The following is a 20,600-nucleotide window of genomic DNA, read 5'->3' as shown; positions in this document are numbered from 1 at the left end:
GGCCGGCGTGCCGGTGGCTCAGGCCGGGCCGACCACCGCGAGGATCTCGCGGCGCCCGAACACCTCGGCCGCCACCTGCGCGACCTCGTCCAGGGTCACGGCCTCGATGCGTCCCAGCACGTCGTCGATGCTGAGCAGCTCGTCGTGCACCAGCTCGGCCTTGCCGAGCCGCGACATCCGGGACCCGGAGTCCTCCAGGCCCAGCACCAGCCCGCCGCGCAGCTGTCCCTTGCCGCGGGACAGCTCGTCCTCGGTGATGCCGCCGGAGGCGACCCGGGCCAGCTCGGCGCGGACGACCTCGAGCACCTCGTCGACCTTGGCCGGCAGGCAGCCGACCGAGACCCCGACCAGGCCGGAGTCCGCGTGGTGGCTGGCGAAGGAGTAGACCGAGTAGGCCAGTCCGCGCCGCTCCCGGACCTCCTGGAAGAGCCGGCTGGAGGTGCCGCCACCCAGGGCGGTGTTGAGCACGCCGAGGGCGAAGCGACGCTCGTCGTTGCGGGCCTGGCCCTCCATGCCCAGCACCAGGTTGACCTGCTCGAACGGGCGGGTCGCGCGGACCACGCCGGGATGGACCCGCCGACGGGTGCCGCCGGCGCGCGGGGGCGCCGGAGCCTCGTCGCCGTCCAGGAAGCCGTTGCGCCCGAAGGACTCCTCGACCTGGCGCACCAGGCTGGCGTGGTCGACGTTGCCGGCGACCGCGACGACAGTGGTGGCCGGGCGGTAGTGGCGCCGGTAGAAGCGCCGGATCTGCTCGCGGCTCAGCGCCGAGATGGACTCGACGGTGCCGGCGATCCCGCGGCCCAGCGGCGAGGTCGGGCCCCAGGCCTGCTCGGCGAAGAGGTTGTGCACGACGTCGTCGGGATCGTCGTCGTGCATGGCGATCTCGTCGAGGATCACGTCGCGCTCGGCCTCGACGTCCTCGGCGCTGAGGACCGAGTCGGTGATCATGTCGCCGAGCACGTCGACCGCCAGCGCCAGGTCCTCGTCGAGGACCCGGGCGTGGAAGCAGGTGTACTCCTTCGCGGTGAACGCGTTGACCTCCCCGCCGACGGCGTCGAGCTCGATGGAGAGGTCGAAGGCCGATCGGCCGCGGGTGCCCTTGAAGAGCAGGTGCTCGAGGAAGTGCGAGCAGCCGTGCAGCTGCGCGGACTCATCGCGCGAGCCCACCCCGACCCAGACCCCGATGCTGGCCGAGCGCACCCCCGCGAGGTGCTCGCTGACCACGCGCAGCCCGCCGGGCAGCACGGTACGGCGCACCTGCGAGGTGATCTGACCGTCGGCCCCGCGCACGGTCTGCAGGGTGCGGGTGGTCCCGACCTCCTGCTGGGACGCGGAGTGCTGGGCGGGAGCCGGGGTGTGGGAACGGGACGACCGGCCAGCAGCGAGCTGCTGGCCGGTCGTCTCGATGGCTGGAGCCACGTTGGAGGTCAGTCCTCCTCGGTGGTGGCCTCGGCCGACTCGGCCTCCGCGGAGCCCTCGGACTCCTCGACCACCGGAACCAGCGACAGCTTGCCGCGGTCGTCGATCTCGGCGATCTGGACCTGGATCTTCTGGCCCACCGAGACGATGTCCTCGACCGCGTCGACCCGCTTGCCGCCGGCGAGCGGACGCAGCTTGCTGATGTGCAGCAGGCCGTCCTTGCCGGGCATCAGCGAGACGAACGCACCGAAGTTCGTCGTCTTCACGACCGTGCCGAGGTAGCGCTCGCCGATCTCGGGCATCGTCGGGTTGGCGATGGCGTTGACAGCGGCGCGGGCGGCCTCGGCGGCCTCCCCGTTGGACGCACCGATGTAGACGGTGCCGTCGTCCTCGATGGACAGGCTGGCGCCGGTGTCGTCCTGGATCTGGTTGATCACCTTCCCCTTCGGGCCGATGACCTCGCCGATCTTGTCCACGGGCACCTTGACCGAGATGATGCGCGGCGCGAACTGCGACATCTCCTCGGGCGCGTCGATGGCCTCGGCCATCACGTCGAGGATCGCGTGGCGGGCGTCGCGGGCCTGCTGGAGCGCGGCGGCCAGGATCTCGGCGGGGATGCCGTCGAGCTTGGTGTCGAGCTGGAGCGCGGTCACGAACTCGCGGGTGCCGGCGACCTTGAAGTCCATGTCGCCGAACGCGTCCTCGGCGCCGAGGATGTCGGTCAGCGCGACGTACTTCGTCTGGCCGTCGACCTCGCCGGAGATGAGGCCCATCGCGATGCCGGCCACCGAGGCCCGCAGCGGGACACCGGCCTGCAGCAGCGAGAGGGTCGAGGCGCAGACCGAGCCCATCGACGTCGAGCCGTTGGAGCCCATCGCCTCGGAGAGCTGACGGATCGCGTAGGGGAACTCCTCGCGGGTGGGCAGCACCGGCAGCAGCGCGCGGCGGGCCAGCGCACCGTGGCCGACCTCGCGGCGCTTGGGCGAGCCCACGCGGCCGGTCTCGCCGGTGGAGAACGGCGGGAAGACGTACTTGTGCATGTAGCGGCGCGACTTCTCCGGAGAGAGCGTGTCGAGCTGCTGCTCCATCTTGAGCATGTCGAGGGTGGTGACGCCCAGGATCTGGGTCTCGCCGCGCTCGAACAGCGCCGAGCCGTGCACCCGCGGGATCACGTCGACCTCGGCGTGCAGCGGCCGGATGTCGGCCAGGCCGCGCCCGTCGATGCGGACCTTGTCGCGCAGCACCCGCTCGCGCACGAGCTGCTTGTTCACGGCGCGGAACGCGGCGCCGAGCTCCTTCTCGCGGCCCTCGAACTGGGCGCCGAGCTTCTCCAGCACGGCGGCCTTCAGCTCGTCGGTGCGGGCCTCGCGCTCCTGCTTGTCGCCGATCGTCATCGCGGCGGCCAGGTCGGCCTTGACGGCCGACTCGACGGCGGCGTACGCGTCGTCCTCGTAGTCGAGGAAGATCGGGAACTCCTGGACGGGCTTGGCCGCGACGTTGGCCAGCTCGACCTGCGCCTCGACCAGCTGCTTGATGAAGGGCTTCGCGGCGTCCAGGCCGCTGGCCACGATCTCCTCGTTCGGCGCCGCGGCGCCGTTCTGGACGAGGTTCCAGGCCTGCTCGGGCGCCTCGGCCTCGACCATCATGATCGCGACGTCGCCGGAGTCGGTGACCCGACCGGCCACGACCATGTCGAAGACGGCGTTCTCGAGCTGGCTGTGGCTCGGGAACGCGACCCACTGGCCCTCGATGAGCGCCACCCGGACGCCGCCGACCGGGCCGGAGAACGGCAGGCCGGAGAGCTGGGTGGACAGCGACGCCGCGTTGATCGCGAGCACGTCGTAGGGCGCGTCGGGGTTGAGCGCCATGACCGTGATGACGACCTGGACCTCGTTGCGCAGGCCCTTCTTGAAGGTCGGGCGCAGCGGGCGGTCGATGAGGCGGCAGGTGAGGATCGCGTCCTCGCCCGGGCGACCCTCGCTGCGGAAGAACGAGCCGGGGATCTGGCCCGCGGCGTACATCCGCTCCTCGACGTCGATCGTCAAGGGGAAGAAGTCGAAGTGGTCCTTGGGGTGCTTGCCGGCCGTGGTGGCCGAGAGCAGCATCGTGTCGTCGTCGAGGTAGGCGGTCACCGAGCCGGCGGCCTGCCGGGCCAGCAGCCCGGTCTCGAACTTGACGGTGCGGGTGCCGAACTTGCCGTTGTCGAGAACGGTCTCGACGGCGCTGATGATCGGATCAGTCAAGGGGTGTCCTTGTTCTGTCACGGAGCGACCTGCTGCGTCCCGCTGCGGTGGCGGGCCTCAGGTCCGAGTGCCCGCCGGTGACCTCCGCCATGGGTGCGGAGGGGCCGGTCTTCGATCGAGGCCCGCAGATCCGTAAGGATCCTGAGAGCCACTACCGAGGACCGGGCCGGAACGCGCGGTCGCTCCTGGAGTGGACTTGCTTCGGTGGTGCGATTCAGTTGTGCCGGCCGGTCGCCCGGCCGTTGGTGCCGAGCCTAGCGAAGAGACCGGGAAATACGACGAACGGCCGCCCCGTGGGGCGGCCGTTCGCCCGTGTCACGGGGACGTCAGCGACGCAGGCCGAGGCGCTCGACGATCGAGCGGTAGCGCGCGATCTCGGTCTTCTGCAGGTAGTTCAGCAGACGACGGCGCTGGCCGACGAGCAGCAGCAGACCACGACGGCTGTGGTGGTCGTGCTTGTGCTGCTTGAGGTGCTCGGTGAGGTGCGCGATGCGGTGGCTCAGCAGCGCGATCTGCACCTCGGGCGAACCGGTGTCGCCCTCGGTCGTGGCGTACTCGGCGATGATCTTCTTCTTGGTCTCCGCGTCGGTACCGATCGACATGCGGGCTCCTTCCGGCCCTCGCGGGCACTCTCGCTGCGCGGCGCGCCGGGGCCTGTTCTCCCGGGCACTCTGGATCCGCGGCCGTTGTACGGCAGATGACTCAGCTGGGTGCTGCCCGTCGGTGAGCACGAGATGTGCTCCGGGCAACCGGCAGAGCGTATCGCGAGCCGGGTCCGCCCCCCAAATGCGGCGGGGCGGACCCGGGAGCACCTCAGGTCAGGGCGTACGCCGGATCGTGCTCCTCGACCTGCTCCCCCGCCGGCCGGTCGGGACGGCCCGGCCACCAGGCATGCTCCCCCAGCAGGATCAGCGCGGCCGGCAGCAGGACCAGGCGGACCAGCGTGGCGTCGAGCAGGATCGCGGCCGCGAGGCCGACGCCCATCATCTTCATCTCCAGCATGCTCAAGGTGGCGAAGATCGAGAAGACCGACACCATGACGGCCGCGGCGCTGGTGACGACGCCAGCGGTCTCGGCGATGCCGCGCTCGACAGCCACCCGCGTCGGCAGGCCCCGCGCGACGTGCTCGCGGATCCGGCTCACCACGAAGACGTGGTAGTCCATCGAGAGACCGACCAGCACCACCAGCACGAACAGCGGGATCCACTGGATCACGAACCCCGGCGAGGTGAAGTCCAGCGCACCGCTCCCCCAGCCGTGCTGGAAGACCAGCGCGAGCATGCCGAACGCGACGCCGACGGAGGCCAGGTTCAGTGCCGTCGAGACCAGCGCGAGCGGGACGCTCCGGAACGCCGAGAGCATCATCAGCATGGTCAGCAGCAGCACCGTGCCGATCACCAGCGGGAGTGCGAACCTCTGGTCCTCGTCGTAGTCCAGCCCCTCGGCCACGCCCCCGCCCACGACGTACTCGCCCTCGAGGCCGGCGAGGGCGGCCGGGGCCAGCGACTCGCGCAGCTCGGTGACCGCGGCACCCGCGCGCGCGTCGGTCTCGGCCCAGGGCATGCCCAGCTCCAGGACGGCGGTGCTCCCGTCCTCGGAGAGGCGGGTCTCGCCGGCCCCGGTGAACGCCCCGGCCTCGAGCGCGTCGGCCTCGAGGCGCTCCAGGGCACCCGTCAGCGCCGTCTCGCCGTCCGGGGAGGCGACGACGACGCGCGCCGAGGCCCCCTCGGTCGGGAACTCCGCGCCGATCGCCTTCATCGTCGCGACCTCGGGGATGTCGGCCGGCAGGGTCTCGAGGTCGGCCCAGCCGGTCTTCATGCCGAGCGCCGGCACGGCCAGCGCGGCGACGACCAGGCCCGAGGCGACCAGGGCGACGAGCGGGTGCCGGACCACCGGCGCGAGGACCCGGCTGCTGATACCGCCGCGGCCGATCCGCGCGTTGAGCCGCCACAGCAGCGGCAGGCGGGGCCGGTCCACGAAGCGCCCCAGCTTGGCGAGCAGCGCCGGCAGCACCGTGATCGAGCCGAGCACCGCGACGGCCACGACGACGATCGAGCCGGCCGCCAGGGAGTTGAAGGTCGCGTCGCCCATCACGAACAGGGCGGCCACGGAGGCGATGACCGCGCCCCCGGAGACGAGGATCGAGTGCCCGGAGGTCTGGGCGGCGATCTCGATCGCGTCGAGCGTGGTCCGTCCGGCCGCCCGCTCCTCGCGCTCCCGCTTGAGGTAGAACAGCGAGTAGTCGACCCCGACGGCCATCCCGATCAGCACGATCATGCTGCCGACGGTCGCCTCGGTCGGGACCAGGTACGACAGCGGCGCCATCAGCCCCATCGTCGCCGCGACGCTGGTGCCGGCCAGCAGGACCGGCAGTCCGGCGGCGATCAGCGCCCCGAACGCGAGGAGCATCAGCAGCAGCGTCACCGGCACGCTGATCAGCTCCGCGGAGCCGAGGTCGTCGGCGACCCGCTCGTTGATGGCCTCGTCCAGGGTGTGGTCACCCGCCTGGCGGACCTCGAGGCCGGCGTGGTCGGCCCGCACCGAGGCGGTGGCGTCCGCGAGCCCCTCCGCGAGCCCGGCGGAGACGCCCTCGGCGTCGTCCTCGAGCTCGATCGAGACGAGGGCCGCCGTGCCCGCCTCGCTCCACTGCACCGGCGAGACCGCCGTGACGCCGCTGAGGGCGTCGGCGCGCCGGGACAGCTCGGCGGCCGCGGCGTCGACCTCGGACCGGTCGAGCGGGCCCCCGCCCCGGGCGGTGAGCAGGACGTGCTCGGTGTCCGGGGCGCCGAGGTCGGCGGCCTCGACGAGCTCGTCGGCGCGCCCGGACTCGCCGACGCGGTAGTCGGCGTCCGAGGTCTCCTGGGCGGGGATCAGAACGGCGAGCCCGACGGCGACGACCACCAGGGCGAGCCACCCGAGGATCGCCCGCCACGGGTGGGCGGCGCTCCAGCGGGCCGCCCGCATCGGCACGGCGGTGAGGGGGTTGGACATGGCTGGCTCCTGGCTCCTGGGACTGACGGGATCGGCGACCTCCAGCCTCGCGAGCGCCTCCCCGCCGGTCAGGGGCGCGCGCACCCGTCTGCGGGTGGTGCCAGCACCACTGCCGCAACGGCGCGGATCGGCGAGGATGGGGCGGTGAGCATGCTGACCGCCTCCGGTGCGACGCCGGCCGAGCCACCCGGCCGCCTGCGGCTCACGGCGTACCCGGCCGCACAGGTGCTGCTCGCGCTCCCGGCACTGCTGGTCCTCGTGCTGCTGGTCCTCGGCAGCGCCCTCACCGTCGTGTGGATCGGGCTCCCGGTGCTGCTGGTAGCGGTCCCCGCCTGTCGATTGCTCGCCAACCGGCACCGCCGGATGGCCGGCGAGGTCCTGGGCACGCCGATCCCCGACCAGTACCGGCCCACCGACGCACGCGGCCCCGTGCGCCGGGTGCTGGGCTGGGCGGCCGACCCGATGACCTGGCGGGACCTGGTCTGGCTGCTGTGGACGACCACCTTCGGGCTCGTGCTGTCGCTGGTCGTGGTGCTGCTGCTGGTGCTGGTGGTGACCGGTGGGCTGTGGTACTTCGGCACCGAGCCGCTGATGCGGGCCCGCAGCATCGTCGACCGGTGGCTGCTCAGTACCGGTCACACCGAGCTTCTCGAGCAGCGGGTGCAGGTCCTCACCGAGACCCGGGCCGAGCTGGTCGACCACTCCGCGGCGGAGCTGCGCCGGGTCGAGCGGGACCTCCACGACGGCGCCCAGGCCCGTCTGGTCGCGGTCTCGATGAACCTCGGCCTGGCCGAGTCCGCGCTGGCCACGGACCCGGAGGCCGCGCGCCGACTGGTGGCCCAGGCGCGGACCTCGGCGTCGACCGCGCTCGGCGAGCTGCGCTCGGTGGTGCGCGGCATCCACCCGCCGGTGCTCGCCGACCGCGGCGTGGCCGGTGCCGTCGCCGCGCTGGCGCTGGACATGGCGGTGCCCGTACGGGTGGACGCCCACCTGCCCGGGCGGCCGCCGGCCCCGGTGGAGTCCGCTGTCTACTTCGCCGTCGCCGAGTGCCTGGCGAACATCGGCAAGCACGCGGCCGCCCGGCACGCCTGGGTGGAGCTGCGGCACGTCGACGGCGCGCTGCGGGTGCTGGTCGGCGACGACGGGCGCGGAGGCGCCGACCCGTCCGCCGGGAGCGGGATGCGGGGGGTAATGCGTCGTCTTGCCGCCCTCGACGGCACCATGATGGTCTCGAGCCCGGTCGGCGGGCCGACCCTCGTGACCCTGGAGGTGCCGTGCGTCTTGTCCTCGCCGAGGACCATGCACTCCTCCGGGCCGGCCTGACCCAGGTCCTGGAGGCGCACGGCTTCACCGTCCTGACGGCCGTCCAGGACGAGGGGTCACTGACCGCGGCGCTGCGCGACCCGCGCGCCGAGGGGGCCGTGCTCGACGTACGCATGCCGCCCACGCACACCGACGAGGGCCTGCGCGCGGCGGTCGCGGTCCGCGCGACGCGGCCGGGCTTCCCCGTGATGGTCCTCTCCCAGTACGTCGAGCAGCTCTACGCCCGCGAGCTGCTGGCCAGCGGCGAGGGGGCGGTCGGCTACCTGCTCAAGGACCGGGTCGCCGACGTGGCGGACTTCGTCGAGGGGGTGCGCCGGGTGCTCGCCGGCGGCACGGTCCTCGACCCCGAGGTGGTCGCGAGCGTGATGGCCCGGCACCGCGACGAGCCGCTGGACCGGCTCAGCCCGCGGGAGCGGGACGTGCTCGCCCTGATGGCCGAGGGCCGGTCCAATGCCGCGATCGCCACCGCGCTGGTCGTCACCGAGAAGGCGGTGGCCAAGCACATCAACAGCATCTTCACCAAGCTCGACCTGCCGCAGGACACCGACGCCCACCGGCGGGTCCGCGCCGTGCTGACCTGGCTGCGGGTCTGAGCACGACTCCCGTCCGGGCGCCTACGCCTACGCGTACGCATCACACCTGGGCCACCGTCACCGGGTGCCGGACGACGGCGTCGAAGAGGTAGCCGGCGTCGTTGAACGGCGTGGTGTCGGGCTGGGTGCGGCCGGCGGCGTCGGTGGCGCGGGCCAGCAGCTCGTGCGGCCCGGCGGCCGGCCGGCGCCACTGGTAGGACCACCGGGTCCAGGACCGGTCGCGATGGCCGCGGCGTCCGAGTCCGCCGTGGCGCTGCGCTCCCCGAGCCGAATGCCGGTCCTGGAGGTCCGCGGCCCGCCAGGTCGCGCCCCCGTCCACGCTGACGTCGACGCGCACGATCGGCGCCGCCCCGCTCCAGGACCGTCCGGTCAGGGTCACCGAGCGGGCGGCCGGGAGCACGGCGTCCCAGTCCAGCTCGAACGCGGAGCGCACCGGGTTCAGCGTCAGCGGCGGGGCGTCGGCCGGGTGCTCGCCCCCGGTCATCCGGTACCACTTGGTGCTCCACGGGGAGCTCAGCTCGGTGGTCGAGATCTCCAGCGAGCCGAGCCACTTGATGCTGGCGATGCCCACCCAGCCCGGGAGCACCAGCCGCAGGGGGAAGCCGTGGTCGGGCAGCAGCGGCTCGCCGTTGGCCGCCCAGGCCAGCAGCGCGTCGTCGAGTGCCTTGCGGACCGGGAACGGCCGCCGGACCCGGCCGTAGTCGACGCCGCCGGTCACGTAGGGGTCGTCGAGGCCGGTGGCCAGCACCGAGACGGCGTCGCGCCGGATCCCGACCCGGGCGAGCAGGTCGCGCAGCAGCACGCCCTCCCAGCGGACCGCCCCGACCGCGCCCAGCGCCCACGGCGTCCCCGCGGCCGGCGTGCCCTGCTGGTCGGCGAAGAACCGCCGCCCGTTCCCGGTGCACTCGTGGGTGGCGGTGATCGTCGTGCGCGGCAGCCGCCTCAGGTCGGCCAGGCGGAGCGTCAGGGCCTCCTGCTCACCACGAGGCCGGGCCAGCCCGTCCCCGTGGACCCGCAGCGTGTACGTCGCGGCGTCGAGGACCGGCGTGCGGGTGTGGTTGCGCACGAATAGGTCGGCCTGTGGGGTCAGTGCGGCCCGGGCGCGGACCGAGCCCCACCGCATCTCCGCGTTCGTGCCGTGCACCACGAACCGGTCCAGCGGGAGCGGCTTGAGGATCGGTCCGGCCGGGACGGCGGCCGGGACCGGCGCCCGGCCCGGGGCGGACGGGGCCCGGGTGCCGCCGGCGGCCGGGGCGGCGCTGAGCACCGGCGCCACGGCGGCGGTGGCGAGGGACAGCTTCAGGACGGCGCGGCGGCTCGTGGGCCGCTCCGGGATCGGAGTCATGGCCCCTTAATATCAGTAATTCGCTGGACTTAGGAAGACCCGGCTGCCGTGTCGAGCGCCCGCGCCGCCGCGGCCCGGGCGGCGGCAGGATCGGCGGCGGTGAGCGCGACGGCGGCCGCGGACGCGCAGGCGTCCAGGTCCACCGCGGCCAGCCGGGCGCCGACGGACCGGGCGGCGGGGGCGGCGAGCGACAGCGACGTCGCACCCAGACCCACCAGCACGCAGGCGAGGAGCGGGTCGGCGGCCGCCTCGCCGCAGACCCCGACGGGCTTGCCCGCCCGGCGGCCGGCCGCTGTCGCCATCGCAACCAGCCGGAGCACCGCCGGCTGCCAGGGGTCACACAGGTGCGCGAGGTCCGGCGCGTTGCGGTCGGCCGCCATCGCGTACTGGGCCAGGTCGTTGGTGCCGATCGAGAGGAAGTCGACGACCTCGAGCATCCGGTCGGCCAGGAGGGCAGCCGCCGGCACCTCGACCATCACCCCGGGGCTCAGGCCGCGACGGCGGACGGCCGTCGCGAACCAGGCCGCCTCCGCGACCGTCGCCACCATCGGGGCCAGCACCCACGCCTCGGTCCCGGTCCTGGCCGCCGCGGCGGCCACCGCGTCGAGCTGCCGCTCCAGCGGCCCCGGGTCCACCAGGGACCGGCGCAGCCCGCGCACCCCGAGGGCCGGGTCGACGTGCTCGGCGCCCGGCGGGTACGCGACCGGCTTGTCCGGCGCCGCGTCGAGGGTGCGGACGACCACCCGCCGGCCGCGGAACGGTCCGAGCACCTCGGCGTACATCACGGCCTGCTCGGCGACTGTCGGCTCGACCCGGTGCCCGGCCAGGCACAGCTCGGTGCGGAACAGCCCGACGCCCTCGACCGGCTCCCGCGCCGCCCGGGCCGCGGACGCGGCGTCGGAGACGCTCGCCAGGAGCGGCACCGGCGTCCCGTCCGCGGTCCGGCCGGGACCGGTCCACGCCGCCGCGGCCGGCCGGCCGGAGTCCGCCCGCCGCTGCTCGTCCTCGCCGGGGGCGACCAGGACGACGCCCGCCGTCGCGTCGAGGAGGACCGGGGTGCCCGCTGGGATGCGGGTGGCCCCGGCGACGCCGACCAGGCACGCGATGCCGAGCTGCCGGGCCACGATCGCGGTGTGCCCGGTCGGGCCGCCGCGCTCCAGGACCAGCCCCACCACCAGGTCCGGGTCGAGCCCGGTGGTGTCCGAGGGCGCGAGGTCGTCGGCGACCAGGACCACCGGCCCGGACGGACGCGGCGCCGCCGGCTCGGGGGCGCCGACGAGCCGGGCCACCACCCGCCGCTCGATGTCGCGCAGGTCCGCGACCCGCTCCGCCGTCGGTCCCCCGCGTGCGGTGAGCGCCTCGGCGAGCTCGCCGACCGCGCCCGAGACCGAGGGCAGCACCGGGGCGCCGGCGCGCAGCCGGGCCCGGACCGCCTCCCGCAGGGCCGGGTCCGTGGCGAGGACCGCCCCCGCCCGCAGCACCTCGGCGGCCGCCCCGGTGGCACGCTCCGCCCGGCCGGACAGGTCGGCGGCCACGCCGGCCGCCGCCGCGTCGTACGCCGCGAGGGCCGCGGGGACGTCCCGGTGGCCGCCGTCGCCGTACGCCGCCAGCGCCTCGGCCGACACCTCGGCCCGGCCCGAGGAGCCGGCGAGCAGCACGGGGCCGCGCGCGACGCCTGGCACGACCGGGATGCCGGTGAGGACCGACGGTGACGCGGTGGTGTCGGTCATGACCGCAGTAGACGCTGCGGTGCCTTGACGGTCAACCGGCCCGGGCATAGAACTGCACCACCGCCGATCGCGACCAGGAGGCCCGATGGACGCCCACGAGCCTCGTCCGACCGGGCCGCCCGGACCCGGGCCCGGCTGAGCCCGTGCCCACCCGGTCCGCACTGGTCGGCTCGGCAGTCGGCCTGCACGCCCGGCCCGCGGCGATCATCTCCGAGGCCGTCCGCGAGCTCGGGGCCGAGGTGCGCATCGGACTGCCGGGCGCCCCGCCGGTGGACGCGGCCTCGGCGCTGCTGATCCTGACCCTGGGCGCCGGCCCGGGCAGCACCGTGGAGATCTCGGGGGCCGACCAGGGGGCCGTGGACCGGATCGCCACGCTGGTCGAGCGGGATCTCGACGGCTAGCTACCCGCCGAGCGCGGCGTCCCTCTCGCGCAGCGCGCGGTAGACCGCCCGCACCCCGACGGCCCGCTCCATCTCCCGCATCACGCTGCCGAAGAACTGCTCGCGGTAGGTCTCGTCGGTCACCGTGGAGACGGTGAGATAGAGCGCGGAGAACGCGGCGAGGAACGTGGAGACCTGCAGCAGCGGGACCGAGACCCGGTCCAGCAGCGGGGCGGCGTCGACCTCCCCCGGCTCCAGGCCGATCCAGGAGGCTTGCACCTCGATCCCCATCACGAGGCCGCCGAAGACGAGGAAGAACGCGAAGACGCCCGCGGCCATCAGCGCCACCTGGACGCCCTGGATCACCACCAGGACCAGGATCAGGTTCCAGCGCTCGAAACCGCGCACCTCGGCGTACGCCGCCGGGTCGGCGTCCGGGTCCGCGACCAGGTCGCGCGCGGCGTCCGCCAACGGCGTGCCGGTGCTGGCCCGGAGCAGGAAGTCGTCGTCGACGGCGTCGTCGACCCTGTCCACCTCCTCCGGGAGCCGGACCAGCAGGAAGCCGGTCGCGAGGAGCGCGAAGAGGAGCACGGTGAGCCACAGGGTCCCGGTGGACAGACCGGCCGCGACCTGCCAGACCTCGGCGTTGATGAACAGGAAGGTCACGAACAGCAGCAGCAGCGGCAGCGCGCGGCTCATCATCGGCAGCAGCGTGCGCAGGCTGCCGAAGGTCCGGGCCAGCGCCCAGCGCAGGATCGGCCGGGCGCGCAGCGCGGTGAGCGCGTAGCCGAGCACCGCGACCATGCCGGCCGAGATCATCAGGGCCGGCGCGACGCTGGGCTGGCCGGTGAGCCACGCCAGCGCTGCTCCGAGACCGGCGGCCACGGCCCCGAGCAGCAGCGCGAGCGGCACCGTGCGGCGCCCGCGCAGCGCCTCGCGCGCTCCCCGGCGCTGCTCGGGCACGAAGTAGGAGAGGCCGTGGGTGAGGAACCAGGCATCGGTGGCCGCCAGCGGGTCGCCGGCGACCGCAGGTGCGCCCACCGGTCAGCCGCCGAGGATCTCGCGGGCGCGGCGCACGTCGTCGGCCATCTGCTCGACCAGCGCGTCGGCGGAGTCGAACGCCACCTGGCCACGCTGCCTGTGCACGAACGAGACCTCCACCTCGACGCCGTACAGCTCCAGGTCGGTGCGGTCCAAGACGTGGCTCTCCACCCGCCGGGCGCGGACGCCGTCGAAGGTGGGGTTGGTGCCGACGCTGATCGCGGCCGGGTACCGCTCCCCGGTGTCCAGCCGACGCAGCCAGCCCGCGTAGACACCGTCCGGCGGGACGGCTGTCATGCCGTCGGTGGGCACGTTGGCAGTCGGGTAGCCGAGCCCGCGGCCGCGCTGGTCACCGCGGACCACGACGCCGCGCACGGCGTACGGGCGCCCGAGGGCCTGGGCGGCGCCCGCGACGTCGCCCGCGGCCAGGCAGGTGCGCACGTAGGTGGAGGACCAGACCATCGGCCCGCCGTCCAGCGGGATGCCCTCGGCGGTGAAGCCGTGCCGCTCCCCCGCCTCCCGCAGGGTCGCCACGTCGCCGGCGGCGCGACTGCCGAACCGGAAGTTGGCGCCGACCACGACGACAGCCGCACCGAGGGCGTCGACGAGGATCCGCTGCACGAACTCCTCCGGCGACCAGCCCGCGACCCCGCGGTCGAACGGCACGGCGAGCACGGCGTCCGCGCCGGCCTCCCCGAGCAGCTCCGCGCGGGCCTCCACGGTGGTCAGCGTCGTGGGCGCGTGCTCGGGCCGCAGCACCGCCATCGGGTGCGGGTCGAAGGTGATCGCGACCAGGGTCAGGCCCTGCTCGTCCGCGAGCGCCCGGGCCCGGCTCAGGACCCGCCGGTGCCCGAGGTGGACGCCGTCGAAGTTGCCGATGACCACGGCAGTGCGGCCGAGGTCGGACGGCACCTCGTCGAGCGTTCGCCAGATCTGCACGCGAGCACCCTACTCAGGGCGGCCTCAGACGAAGACGGCGACCGGACGGGAGCGGCCCTCCCGGGTCTCGTAGAGGGCCAGGAAGGCGCCGTCGGGATCGAAGACCGCTGTCAGCCCGGGGAGCGCGACGTCGAGCGGACGACCGACGCGGACGTCGGCCGCCGCCTGCTCGTCGAGGTCGACGGCCGGGAACGCCGCCCGCGCCGCGTCGGCGATCGGCAGCATCGCGAACTCCTCGCCGAGCTGGTCCAGGGTGCGCGCCACGGAGAGGTCGTAGGGCCCGACGGCGGTGCGCCGCAGCGCGGTCAGATGACCCCCGACGCCGAGCCGGGCACCGGCGTCGCGGGCGATCGCCCGGACGTAGGTGCCGCTGGAGCAGCGCAGCGAGATGTCGACGTCCAGCGAGTCGCCCGCGGGCCGGACGTCGTGGACGACGAGCTCGTGGACGGTCACCGGCCGCGCCTGGAGCTCGACCTGCTCGCCGTCGCGCACCCGCTGGTAGGCGCGCTTGCCGTCGACCTTGATCGCCGAGACGGCGGTCGGGACCTGCTCGATGTCCCCGACGAACTCGCCCAGGACCTGGCGCACGGTGGCCTCGTCGATGCCGGCGGCCGGCGTGGTCGCGAGCACCTCGCCCTCGGCGTCGTCGGTGCTGGTCGCCACCCCGAGCCGCACCGTCGCGTCGTACGCCTTCTGGGTCAGCATCAGGTGCCCCAGCAGGCGGGTGGCCCGGTCCACGCCGAGCACCAGGACCCCGGTCGCCATCGGGTCCAGGGTGCCGGCGTGGCCGACCTTGCGGGTGCCGGCGAGCCGCCGGACCCGGGCCACCACGTCGTGGGAGGTGATCCCGGCCGGCTTGTCGACGACGACCAGGCCCGGTGCGGGACTCACGCCCCGGTGCGACCGGTGTCGTCGGCCTCGCCGCTGATGTCGGCCGCTGTGTCAGTGTCGGTGTCAGTCTCGGTGTCGGACTCGATGTCGGTGCCGGACTCGAGGTCCGGCTCGTCGTCGGGGATCTCGCGGGGCTTCTTGTACGGGTCCTCCTCGGAGGCGTACGACGCGCCCTCGCGGGCCGCGGCCACCTGCTCGTCGGAGAGCCGTGCCTTGGCCAGCACCTCGTCGAGGTGGCGGGCGGTCTCGGGCAGCGCGTCGTGGACGAACGCCAGCGTCGGCGCGGTGCGCATCTGCAGCTGCTTGGCGACCTCCGAGCGGATCAGCCCGCGGGCCGACTCCAGCGCGGCGGCGGTGCCGGCCATCTCCTCCTCGCCGCCGAGCACCGTGTAGAAGACAGTGGCCTGCTGGCTGTCCCCGGTGACCCTGACGTCGGTGACCGTGACGAAGCCGAGCCGCGGGTCCTTGATCCGGCGCTCGAGCATCTCCGCGACGATCACCTGGATCCGGTCCGCGATCTTGCGCACCCGTGGGTTGGTCATGGCTTCCTTCCTACCGTTTCTGTGGTGACCCGTCACAACTGGTCCCCCAGAGACGGGCGACCCGTCACTCCTGGTCGCTCAGGGCGACCAGGAGTGACGGGTCAGCGTGCTTGTCCCGACCATTCCTGCCGGGTCGGCGAATCAGCTGCGCGGGATCTCGCGCATCTCGAAGGCCTCCACGACATCGCCTTCCTTGATGTCCTGGAAGTTCTTCAGCACGAGGCCGCACTCGAAGCCCTCGCGGACCTCCGACGCGTCGTCCCGCTCCCGCTTCAGCGAGGCCAGGTCGAGGTTGTCGGCGATCATCTTGCTGTCGCGGATGATCCGCACCTTGGCGTTGCGGCGGAGCAGGCCCGAGGTGACCATGCAGCCGGCGATGTTGCCGATCTTCGAGGAGCGGAAGATCGCCCGGATCTCGGCCTGGCCGAGAACGGCCTCCTCGTACTCCGGCTTGAGCAGACCCTTGAGGGCCGCCTCGATCTCCTCGATGGCCTGGTAGATGACCGAGTAGTACCGGATCTCCACGCCCTCCTTCTCCGCCATCTGGCCCGCCTTGCCCTGGGGCCGGACGTTGAAGCCGATGATGATGGCGTCGGAGGCGGCGGCCAGGTCGACGTTGGTCTCGGTGATCGCACCGACACCGCGGTCGATGACCCGCAGGCTGACCTCGTCGCCGACGTCGATCTGCGCGAGGGCGTCCTCGAGAGCCTCGACCGAGCCGGACACGTCGCCCTTGAGGATGAGGTTGAGCTCCTGGCTCTCGCCCTTCTCCATGGAGGCCATGAAGTCCTCGAGGGTACGGCGCACGCGACGCTTGGCCTGCATGGCCGCACGCTCGCGGGCCTCGCGCTTCTCGGCGATCTGGCGGGCCATCCGGTCGTCGTCGACGACCAGGAAGTTCTGACCCGCACCGGGCACCGCGCTGAGGCCGAGCACCATCGCCGGACGCGCCGGGGTGGCCTCGGTGAGCTCGGTGCCGAACTCGTCGAGCATCGCCCGGACCCGGCCGTGGGCCGGACCGGCGACGATCGAGTCGCCGACGCGCAGCGTGCCGCGCTGGACCAGCACCGTGGCGACCGGACCGCGACCGCGGTCCAGGTGCGCCTCGACGACCAGACCCTGGGCGTCCTGCGTGGGGTTGGCCCGCAGGTCCAGCGACGCGTCGGCGGTCAGGACGACCGCCTCCAGCAGCTTGTCGAGGTTGAGCTCGGACTTCGCGGAGACGTCGACGAACATCGTGTCGCCGCCGTACTCCTCGGGGACCAGGCCGTACTCGGTCAGCTGGCCGCGCACCTTGGTCGGGTCCGCGTCCGGCTTGTCGATCTTGTTGACCGCGACCACGATCGGCACGCCGGCGGCCTTGGCGTGGTTGAGCGCCTCGACCGTCTGCGGCATGACGCCGTCGTCGGCCGCGACCACGAGGATCGCGATGTCGGTCGCCTGGGCACCACGGGCACGCATGGCGGTGAACGCCTCGTGACCCGGGGTGTCGATGAAGGTGATCCGGCGCTCCTGGCCGTCGACCTCGGCACCCACCTGGTAGGCGCCGATGTGCTGCGTGATGCCACCGGCCTCCTTGGCGACCACGTTGGAGCTGCGCAGCGCGTCGAGGAGCCGGGTCTTGCCGTGGTCGACGTGACCCATGACGGTCACGACCGGCGGCCGGACCACGAGGTCGCTCTCGTCGCCCTCGTCCTCACCGAACTCGATGTCGAAGGACTCCAGCAGCTCGCGGTCCTCGTCCTCGGGCGAGACGATCTGAACGTCGTAGTTCAGCTCCTCGCCGATCAGCTCGAGGGTCTCGTCGTTGACCGACTCGGTCGCGGTGACCATCTCGCCCAGGCTGAACAGCATCTGCACGAGCTGGGCGGCGTCGACGCCGATCCGCTCGGCGAAGTCGGTCAGCGAGGCACCCCGCGGCAGGCGGACGGTCTCGCCGTCACCCTTGCGGACCCGCACGCCACCGATCGTCGGGGCCTGCATGGCCTCGAACTCCTGGCGACGGGCGCGCTTGGACTTGCGACCGCGACGCGACGGTCCACCGGGGCGACCGAAGGCGCCCTGGGTCTGACCGCGCTGGCCGGGACGACCGCCACCGGGGCGACCGCCGCCGGACGGGCCGAACCCACCGCCGGGACGACCCGGGGCACCGCCACCGGGACCACCGCGACCGGGGGCACCGGGGCGACCCGGGGCTCCGCCGCGAGCGGGGGCACCCGGACGACCGGGACCGCCACCGGGGCGGGCACCGAACGCGGCTGGGCTCTTCGGCATCATCGCCGGGTTCGGACGCGGCGGCATGCCGGGGCGCCCGGGGGCACCGCCGTCACGCGCGGCCGGGGGCCGCGGCGGACGGTTGTCACCGGCGCCGGCACCAGCACCGGCGGCCGGGCTACCGGTCTCGCGCGGCGGGGACGGACGCCGGCCCATGCCCTGGCTGGGTGCGAACGGGTTGTTGCCCGGACGCGGCGAGCCGCCACCGGGGCGACCCACGGGTCGCGGAGCCGGGGTCGGGGCCTTCGGCGCCGGAGCCTTGGGGGCAGCGGCGGCGGGTGCCTCGGGAGCCGGCGGCTCCTCGGCAGCGGGCTTCGGGGCGGACGGACCGGGCCGGGGGCCGGGTCGCGGGGACGCCTTGGCGGGGGCGGCAGCCTCCGCGGGAGCGACAGCCTCCGCGGGAGCGGGCTCGGCGGGCGCCGGTGCCTGCGCAGCGGGCTCGGGGGTCGTCTCCGGCGCCGCAGCGGCCGGAGCCTCGGCAGCGGGAGCCGACGGGGCCGGGGCCGACCTCGGGCCGGGCCTGGGGGCCGGCTTCGCAGCCGGCTTCGCGGACGCCTCGGCCGGGGCGGAGCCCTCGGCGGTCTTCAGCTTCTCGCCGTACTCCTTGCGGAAACGCATCTCCGCAGGCAGCTCTACGGTGGAGCTCGCCGACTTGACGAACTCCCCCATCTCCTTGAACTTCTCGAGAACAAACTTGCTCTCGACGCCGAACTCCTTGGCGAGTTCGTGAACTCGGGTCTTGGCCACGCTTCTCCTTCTGGCCTCGAGACCCGGTTCTGGGTGTCTCTCGAGACCGTTAGTGGTTGTGCAAACTCATCGGGAAGTACTCATCGAGTGCTCATGAGCTGCTGCTCCAGTTTCTGTCGGTCGAGTACGTCTGGTCGGTGCTCGGGTTGGTGCTGTTCTGCAGCAGGTACGCCCCCACCGGCTCGGTGGAGAGCCCCGGCGCTCCCCCGGTGGTCCGGAGGGCACGGGCGAAGGCTCTTCGCCGCACCGCGAGGTCGTAGCACTCGGTCGTGGGATGCAGGTGCGCCCCGCGACCGGGAGCGGTGGCCACCGGATCGGGCACGACGGCCGGTCGGCCGTGCGGGTCCGAGCCTGCGGTCACCCGCAACAACTCGCTCTTCGTGGCCCGCCGCCGACATCCCACGCAGGTCCGGACCGGTCCTGGGACGGAGTCGGTGCCGGGGTGTGCGGAGGAGATGCGTTCGCGAGCCACTGGTGGTCAACCTTACCCGCTACGGGCCCCGGTTATCGAACCGGGGCGCGTGCGCGGCCGCCGTTGCGGCCGGCCGGAGCGGGCTCAGGCCTCCGCGGCCGGCTCCTCGTCGGAGCGGATGTCGATGCGCCAGCCGGTCAGCCGGGCGGCGAGCCGGGCGTTCTGGCCCTCCTTGCCGATGGCCAGGGAGAGCTGGAAATCCGGCACGACGACGCGGGCCGAGCGGGCCGCCTCGTCGAGCACCTCCACCGAGGTCACCCGGGCCGGGGAGAGCGCGTTCGCCACCATCCGCGCGGAGTTCTCCGACCAGTCGACGATGTCGATCTTCTCGCCGGACAGCTCGGCCATCACGTTGCGCACCCGCTGGCCCATCGGGCCGATGCAGGCGCCCTTGGCGTTGACGCCGGGAACGGCCGAGCGGACCGCGATCTTGGTGCGGTGACCGGCCTCGCGGGCTATCGCGGCGATCTCGACGGTGCCGTCGGCGATCTCGGGCACCTCGAGCGCGAAGAGCTTCTTGACCAGGTTCGGGTGCGAGCGCGACAGCGAGATCTGGGGGCCGCGCATGCCCTTGCGCACCGAGACGACCAGGCACTTGATCCGGGTGCCGTGGGAGTAGTCCTCGCCCGGGACCCGCTCGCCGACCGGGAGCAGCGCCTCGATCTTGCCGAGGTCGACCAGCACGTCGTCGGGGTTGCGGCCCTGCTGGATGACACCGGAGACGATGTCGCCCTCCTTGCCGGAGAACTCCCCGAACCGGATGTCGTCCTCGGCGTCGCGCAGCCGCTGGAGCATGATCTGCTTGGCGGTCGTCGCGGCGATCCGGCCGAAGCCCTGGGGGGTGTCGTCGTACTCCTCGCCCTCCGGCTTGCCGTCCGCGTCGGCCTCGCGGGCCAGCACGCTGACGTGGCCGCTCTTGCGGTCCAGCACGACGCGCGCGTGGTCCTGGGCACCGGGGGACTTGCGGTACGCCGTGAGCAGCGCCTGCTCGATCGCCTCGACGAGGACGTCGAAGGAGATCTCCTTCTCGCGCTCCAGCATCCGCAGGATGCTCAGGTCGATGTCCATCAGGACTCCTCGTTCTTCCGGTTGAACTCGATCTGCACGAGCGCCTTGACGACCTCGGGGTAGGGGATCTCGCGACGGGAACCGGCCTCGTCGAGAACGGCGCCGTCCTCGTCGGACTCCAGGATCCGTCCGGTGACGACCGTGTCGTCGCTCAGCGTCACCTTGACCAGCCGGTCCTGGTTGCGCCGCCAGTGCCGCGGCAGCGTCAGCGGCCGGTCCACGCCCCGGGAGGTGACCTCCAGGGTGTAGGGGTGCTCGCCCATGACGTCCGAGTCGTCGAGGACCCGGTTGATCTCGCGGGTCGCCTCGGCCACGTCGTCGAGGGTGACCCCGCCGTCGGTGTCGACGGCGATCCGCAGCACTCGGCGCTTGCCGGCAGGAGTGATCTCGATGGCCTCGATGTCGAGTCCCAGCACGCCCAGGGGATCGACGAGCACAGCCTCGATCTGCTCCCGGACGGCGTCCTGGCTGGATCCGGTCACAGCTGGTCGACCTCCCTGTTCTGTTGTCTCTGTTGTCCGATACGACGGTGCATCCCAACGTCTCGGCACACGATAGCCGCTGTCGCGGGTGTCCTCATCCGCCGCGGGCGGGCCCGGTAA

The 20,600-nt window shown here is 73.5% G+C and carries 17 protein-coding genes; 3 read left to right on the top strand and 14 right to left on the bottom strand.

Annotated elements, in window-relative coordinates; all coding sequences use genetic code 11:
- Nucleotides 1–18: 18 nt before the first annotated feature.
- From EBO35_RS07310 to EBO35_RS07295, 4 genes are all read right to left on the bottom strand, one after another.
- Nucleotides 19–1,419, bottom strand: a complete 1,401-nt coding sequence (locus EBO35_RS07310) for a M16 family metallopeptidase (protein ID WP_317983531.1) — start codon at nt 1,417–1,419, stop codon at nt 19–21.
- A gap of 8 nt (nt 1,420–1,427) precedes the next feature.
- On the bottom strand, nt 1,428–3,662 hold the full coding sequence (locus EBO35_RS07305) for a polyribonucleotide nucleotidyltransferase (RefSeq protein ID WP_122817129.1): 2,235 nt from the start codon (nt 3,660–3,662) through the stop codon (nt 1,428–1,430).
- Between the two features lie 326 nt (nt 3,663–3,988).
- The gene (gene rpsO / locus EBO35_RS07300) at nt 3,989–4,264 is read right to left on the bottom strand and encodes a 30S ribosomal protein S15 (protein ID WP_122817128.1); all 276 of its coding nucleotides are present in this window, start codon (nt 4,262–4,264) and stop codon (nt 3,989–3,991) included.
- Between the two features lie 211 nt (nt 4,265–4,475).
- Nucleotides 4,476–6,653, bottom strand: coding sequence for an MMPL family transporter (locus tag EBO35_RS07295; RefSeq protein WP_122817127.1), 2,178 nt, complete (start codon nt 6,651–6,653; stop codon nt 4,476–4,478).
- Between the two features lie 150 nt (nt 6,654–6,803).
- Here EBO35_RS07295 and EBO35_RS07290 point away from each other — a divergent pair, with 150 nt between their 5' ends.
- Together EBO35_RS07290 and EBO35_RS07285 are read left to right on the top strand one after the other, a co-directional pair.
- Entirely contained in the window at nt 6,804–7,976 is a 1,173-nt protein-coding gene (locus EBO35_RS07290) for a sensor histidine kinase (RefSeq protein ID WP_122819450.1), read from the top strand.
- Nucleotides 7,928–8,569 (top strand): response regulator transcription factor, encoded by a 642-nt coding sequence (locus tag EBO35_RS07285; protein WP_122817126.1) that lies wholly within the window; start codon nt 7,928–7,930, stop codon nt 8,567–8,569. The genes EBO35_RS07290 and EBO35_RS07285 overlap by 49 nt, the downstream gene beginning before the upstream one ends.
- A 40-nt stretch (nt 8,570–8,609) precedes the next feature.
- Here the strand turns inward: EBO35_RS07285 and EBO35_RS07280 are convergent, their stop codons facing one another.
- Nucleotides 8,610–9,914 carry a sulfite oxidase gene (locus EBO35_RS07280; protein ID WP_122817125.1) on the bottom strand — a complete coding sequence of 435 codons (1,305 nt, stop codon included), beginning with the start codon at nt 9,912–9,914 and terminating at the stop codon, nt 8,610–8,612.
- 29 nt (nt 9,915–9,943) lie between these two features.
- Nucleotides 9,944–11,644, bottom strand: a complete 1,701-nt coding sequence (locus EBO35_RS07275; protein WP_122817124.1) for a putative PEP-binding protein — start codon at nt 11,642–11,644, stop codon at nt 9,944–9,946.
- A 143-nt stretch (nt 11,645–11,787) separates the two neighbouring features.
- Between EBO35_RS07275 and EBO35_RS07270 the strand changes: the two genes are divergently transcribed.
- Nucleotides 11,788–12,045 carry an HPr family phosphocarrier protein gene (locus EBO35_RS07270; RefSeq protein WP_122817123.1) on the top strand — a complete coding sequence of 86 codons (258 nt, stop codon included), beginning with the start codon at nt 11,788–11,790 and terminating at the stop codon, nt 12,043–12,045.
- Here EBO35_RS07270 and EBO35_RS07265 read toward each other — a convergent pair whose 3' ends face one another.
- The 8 genes from EBO35_RS07265 to rimP all read right to left on the bottom strand — a co-directional run bounded on the left by EBO35_RS07265 (nt 12,046) and on the right by rimP (nt 20,480).
- Entirely contained in the window at nt 12,046–13,065 is a 1,020-nt protein-coding gene (locus tag EBO35_RS07265) for a hypothetical protein (protein ID WP_122817122.1), read from the bottom strand.
- A 3-nt stretch (nt 13,066–13,068) separates the two neighbouring features.
- Complete coding sequence (locus EBO35_RS07260; RefSeq protein WP_122817121.1) at nt 13,069–14,004, bottom strand: bifunctional riboflavin kinase/FAD synthetase; 936 nt, start codon at nt 14,002–14,004, stop codon at nt 13,069–13,071.
- Nucleotides 14,005–14,028: 24 nt separating this feature from the next.
- Nucleotides 14,029–14,895: a tRNA pseudouridine(55) synthase TruB gene (truB, locus tag EBO35_RS07255; RefSeq protein ID WP_122817120.1), complete on the bottom strand. Its 867-nt coding sequence runs from the start codon at nt 14,893–14,895 to the stop codon at nt 14,029–14,031.
- On the bottom strand, nt 14,892–15,437 hold the full coding sequence (rbfA, locus tag EBO35_RS07250; RefSeq protein ID WP_122817119.1) for a 30S ribosome-binding factor RbfA: 546 nt from the start codon (nt 15,435–15,437) through the stop codon (nt 14,892–14,894). The genes truB and rbfA overlap by 4 nt, the downstream gene beginning before the upstream one ends.
- 141 nt (nt 15,438–15,578) lie before the next feature.
- On the bottom strand, nt 15,579–18,458 hold the full coding sequence (gene infB / locus EBO35_RS07245) for a translation initiation factor IF-2 (RefSeq protein WP_122817118.1): 2,880 nt from the start codon (nt 18,456–18,458) through the stop codon (nt 15,579–15,581).
- Between the two features lie 91 nt (nt 18,459–18,549).
- Complete coding sequence (locus EBO35_RS07240; RefSeq protein WP_263457656.1) at nt 18,550–18,861, bottom strand: YlxR family protein; 312 nt, start codon at nt 18,859–18,861, stop codon at nt 18,550–18,552.
- Nucleotides 18,862–19,014: 153 nt separating this feature from the next.
- Nucleotides 19,015–19,998 (bottom strand): transcription termination factor NusA, encoded by a 984-nt coding sequence (gene nusA / locus EBO35_RS07235; RefSeq protein ID WP_122817117.1) that lies wholly within the window; start codon nt 19,996–19,998, stop codon nt 19,015–19,017.
- The gene (rimP, locus tag EBO35_RS07230) at nt 19,998–20,480 is read right to left on the bottom strand and encodes a ribosome maturation factor RimP (RefSeq protein WP_122817116.1); all 483 of its coding nucleotides are present in this window, start codon (nt 20,478–20,480) and stop codon (nt 19,998–20,000) included. The genes nusA and rimP overlap by 1 nt, the downstream gene beginning before the upstream one ends.
- Nucleotides 20,481–20,600 lie beyond the last annotated feature (120 nt).

This window comes from Nocardioides pantholopis, assembly GCF_003710085.1.
Classification (GTDB): domain Bacteria; phylum Actinomycetota; class Actinomycetes; order Propionibacteriales; family Nocardioidaceae; genus Nocardioides; species Nocardioides pantholopis.
This window is presented reverse-complemented; position numbering and strand designations above follow the sequence as displayed.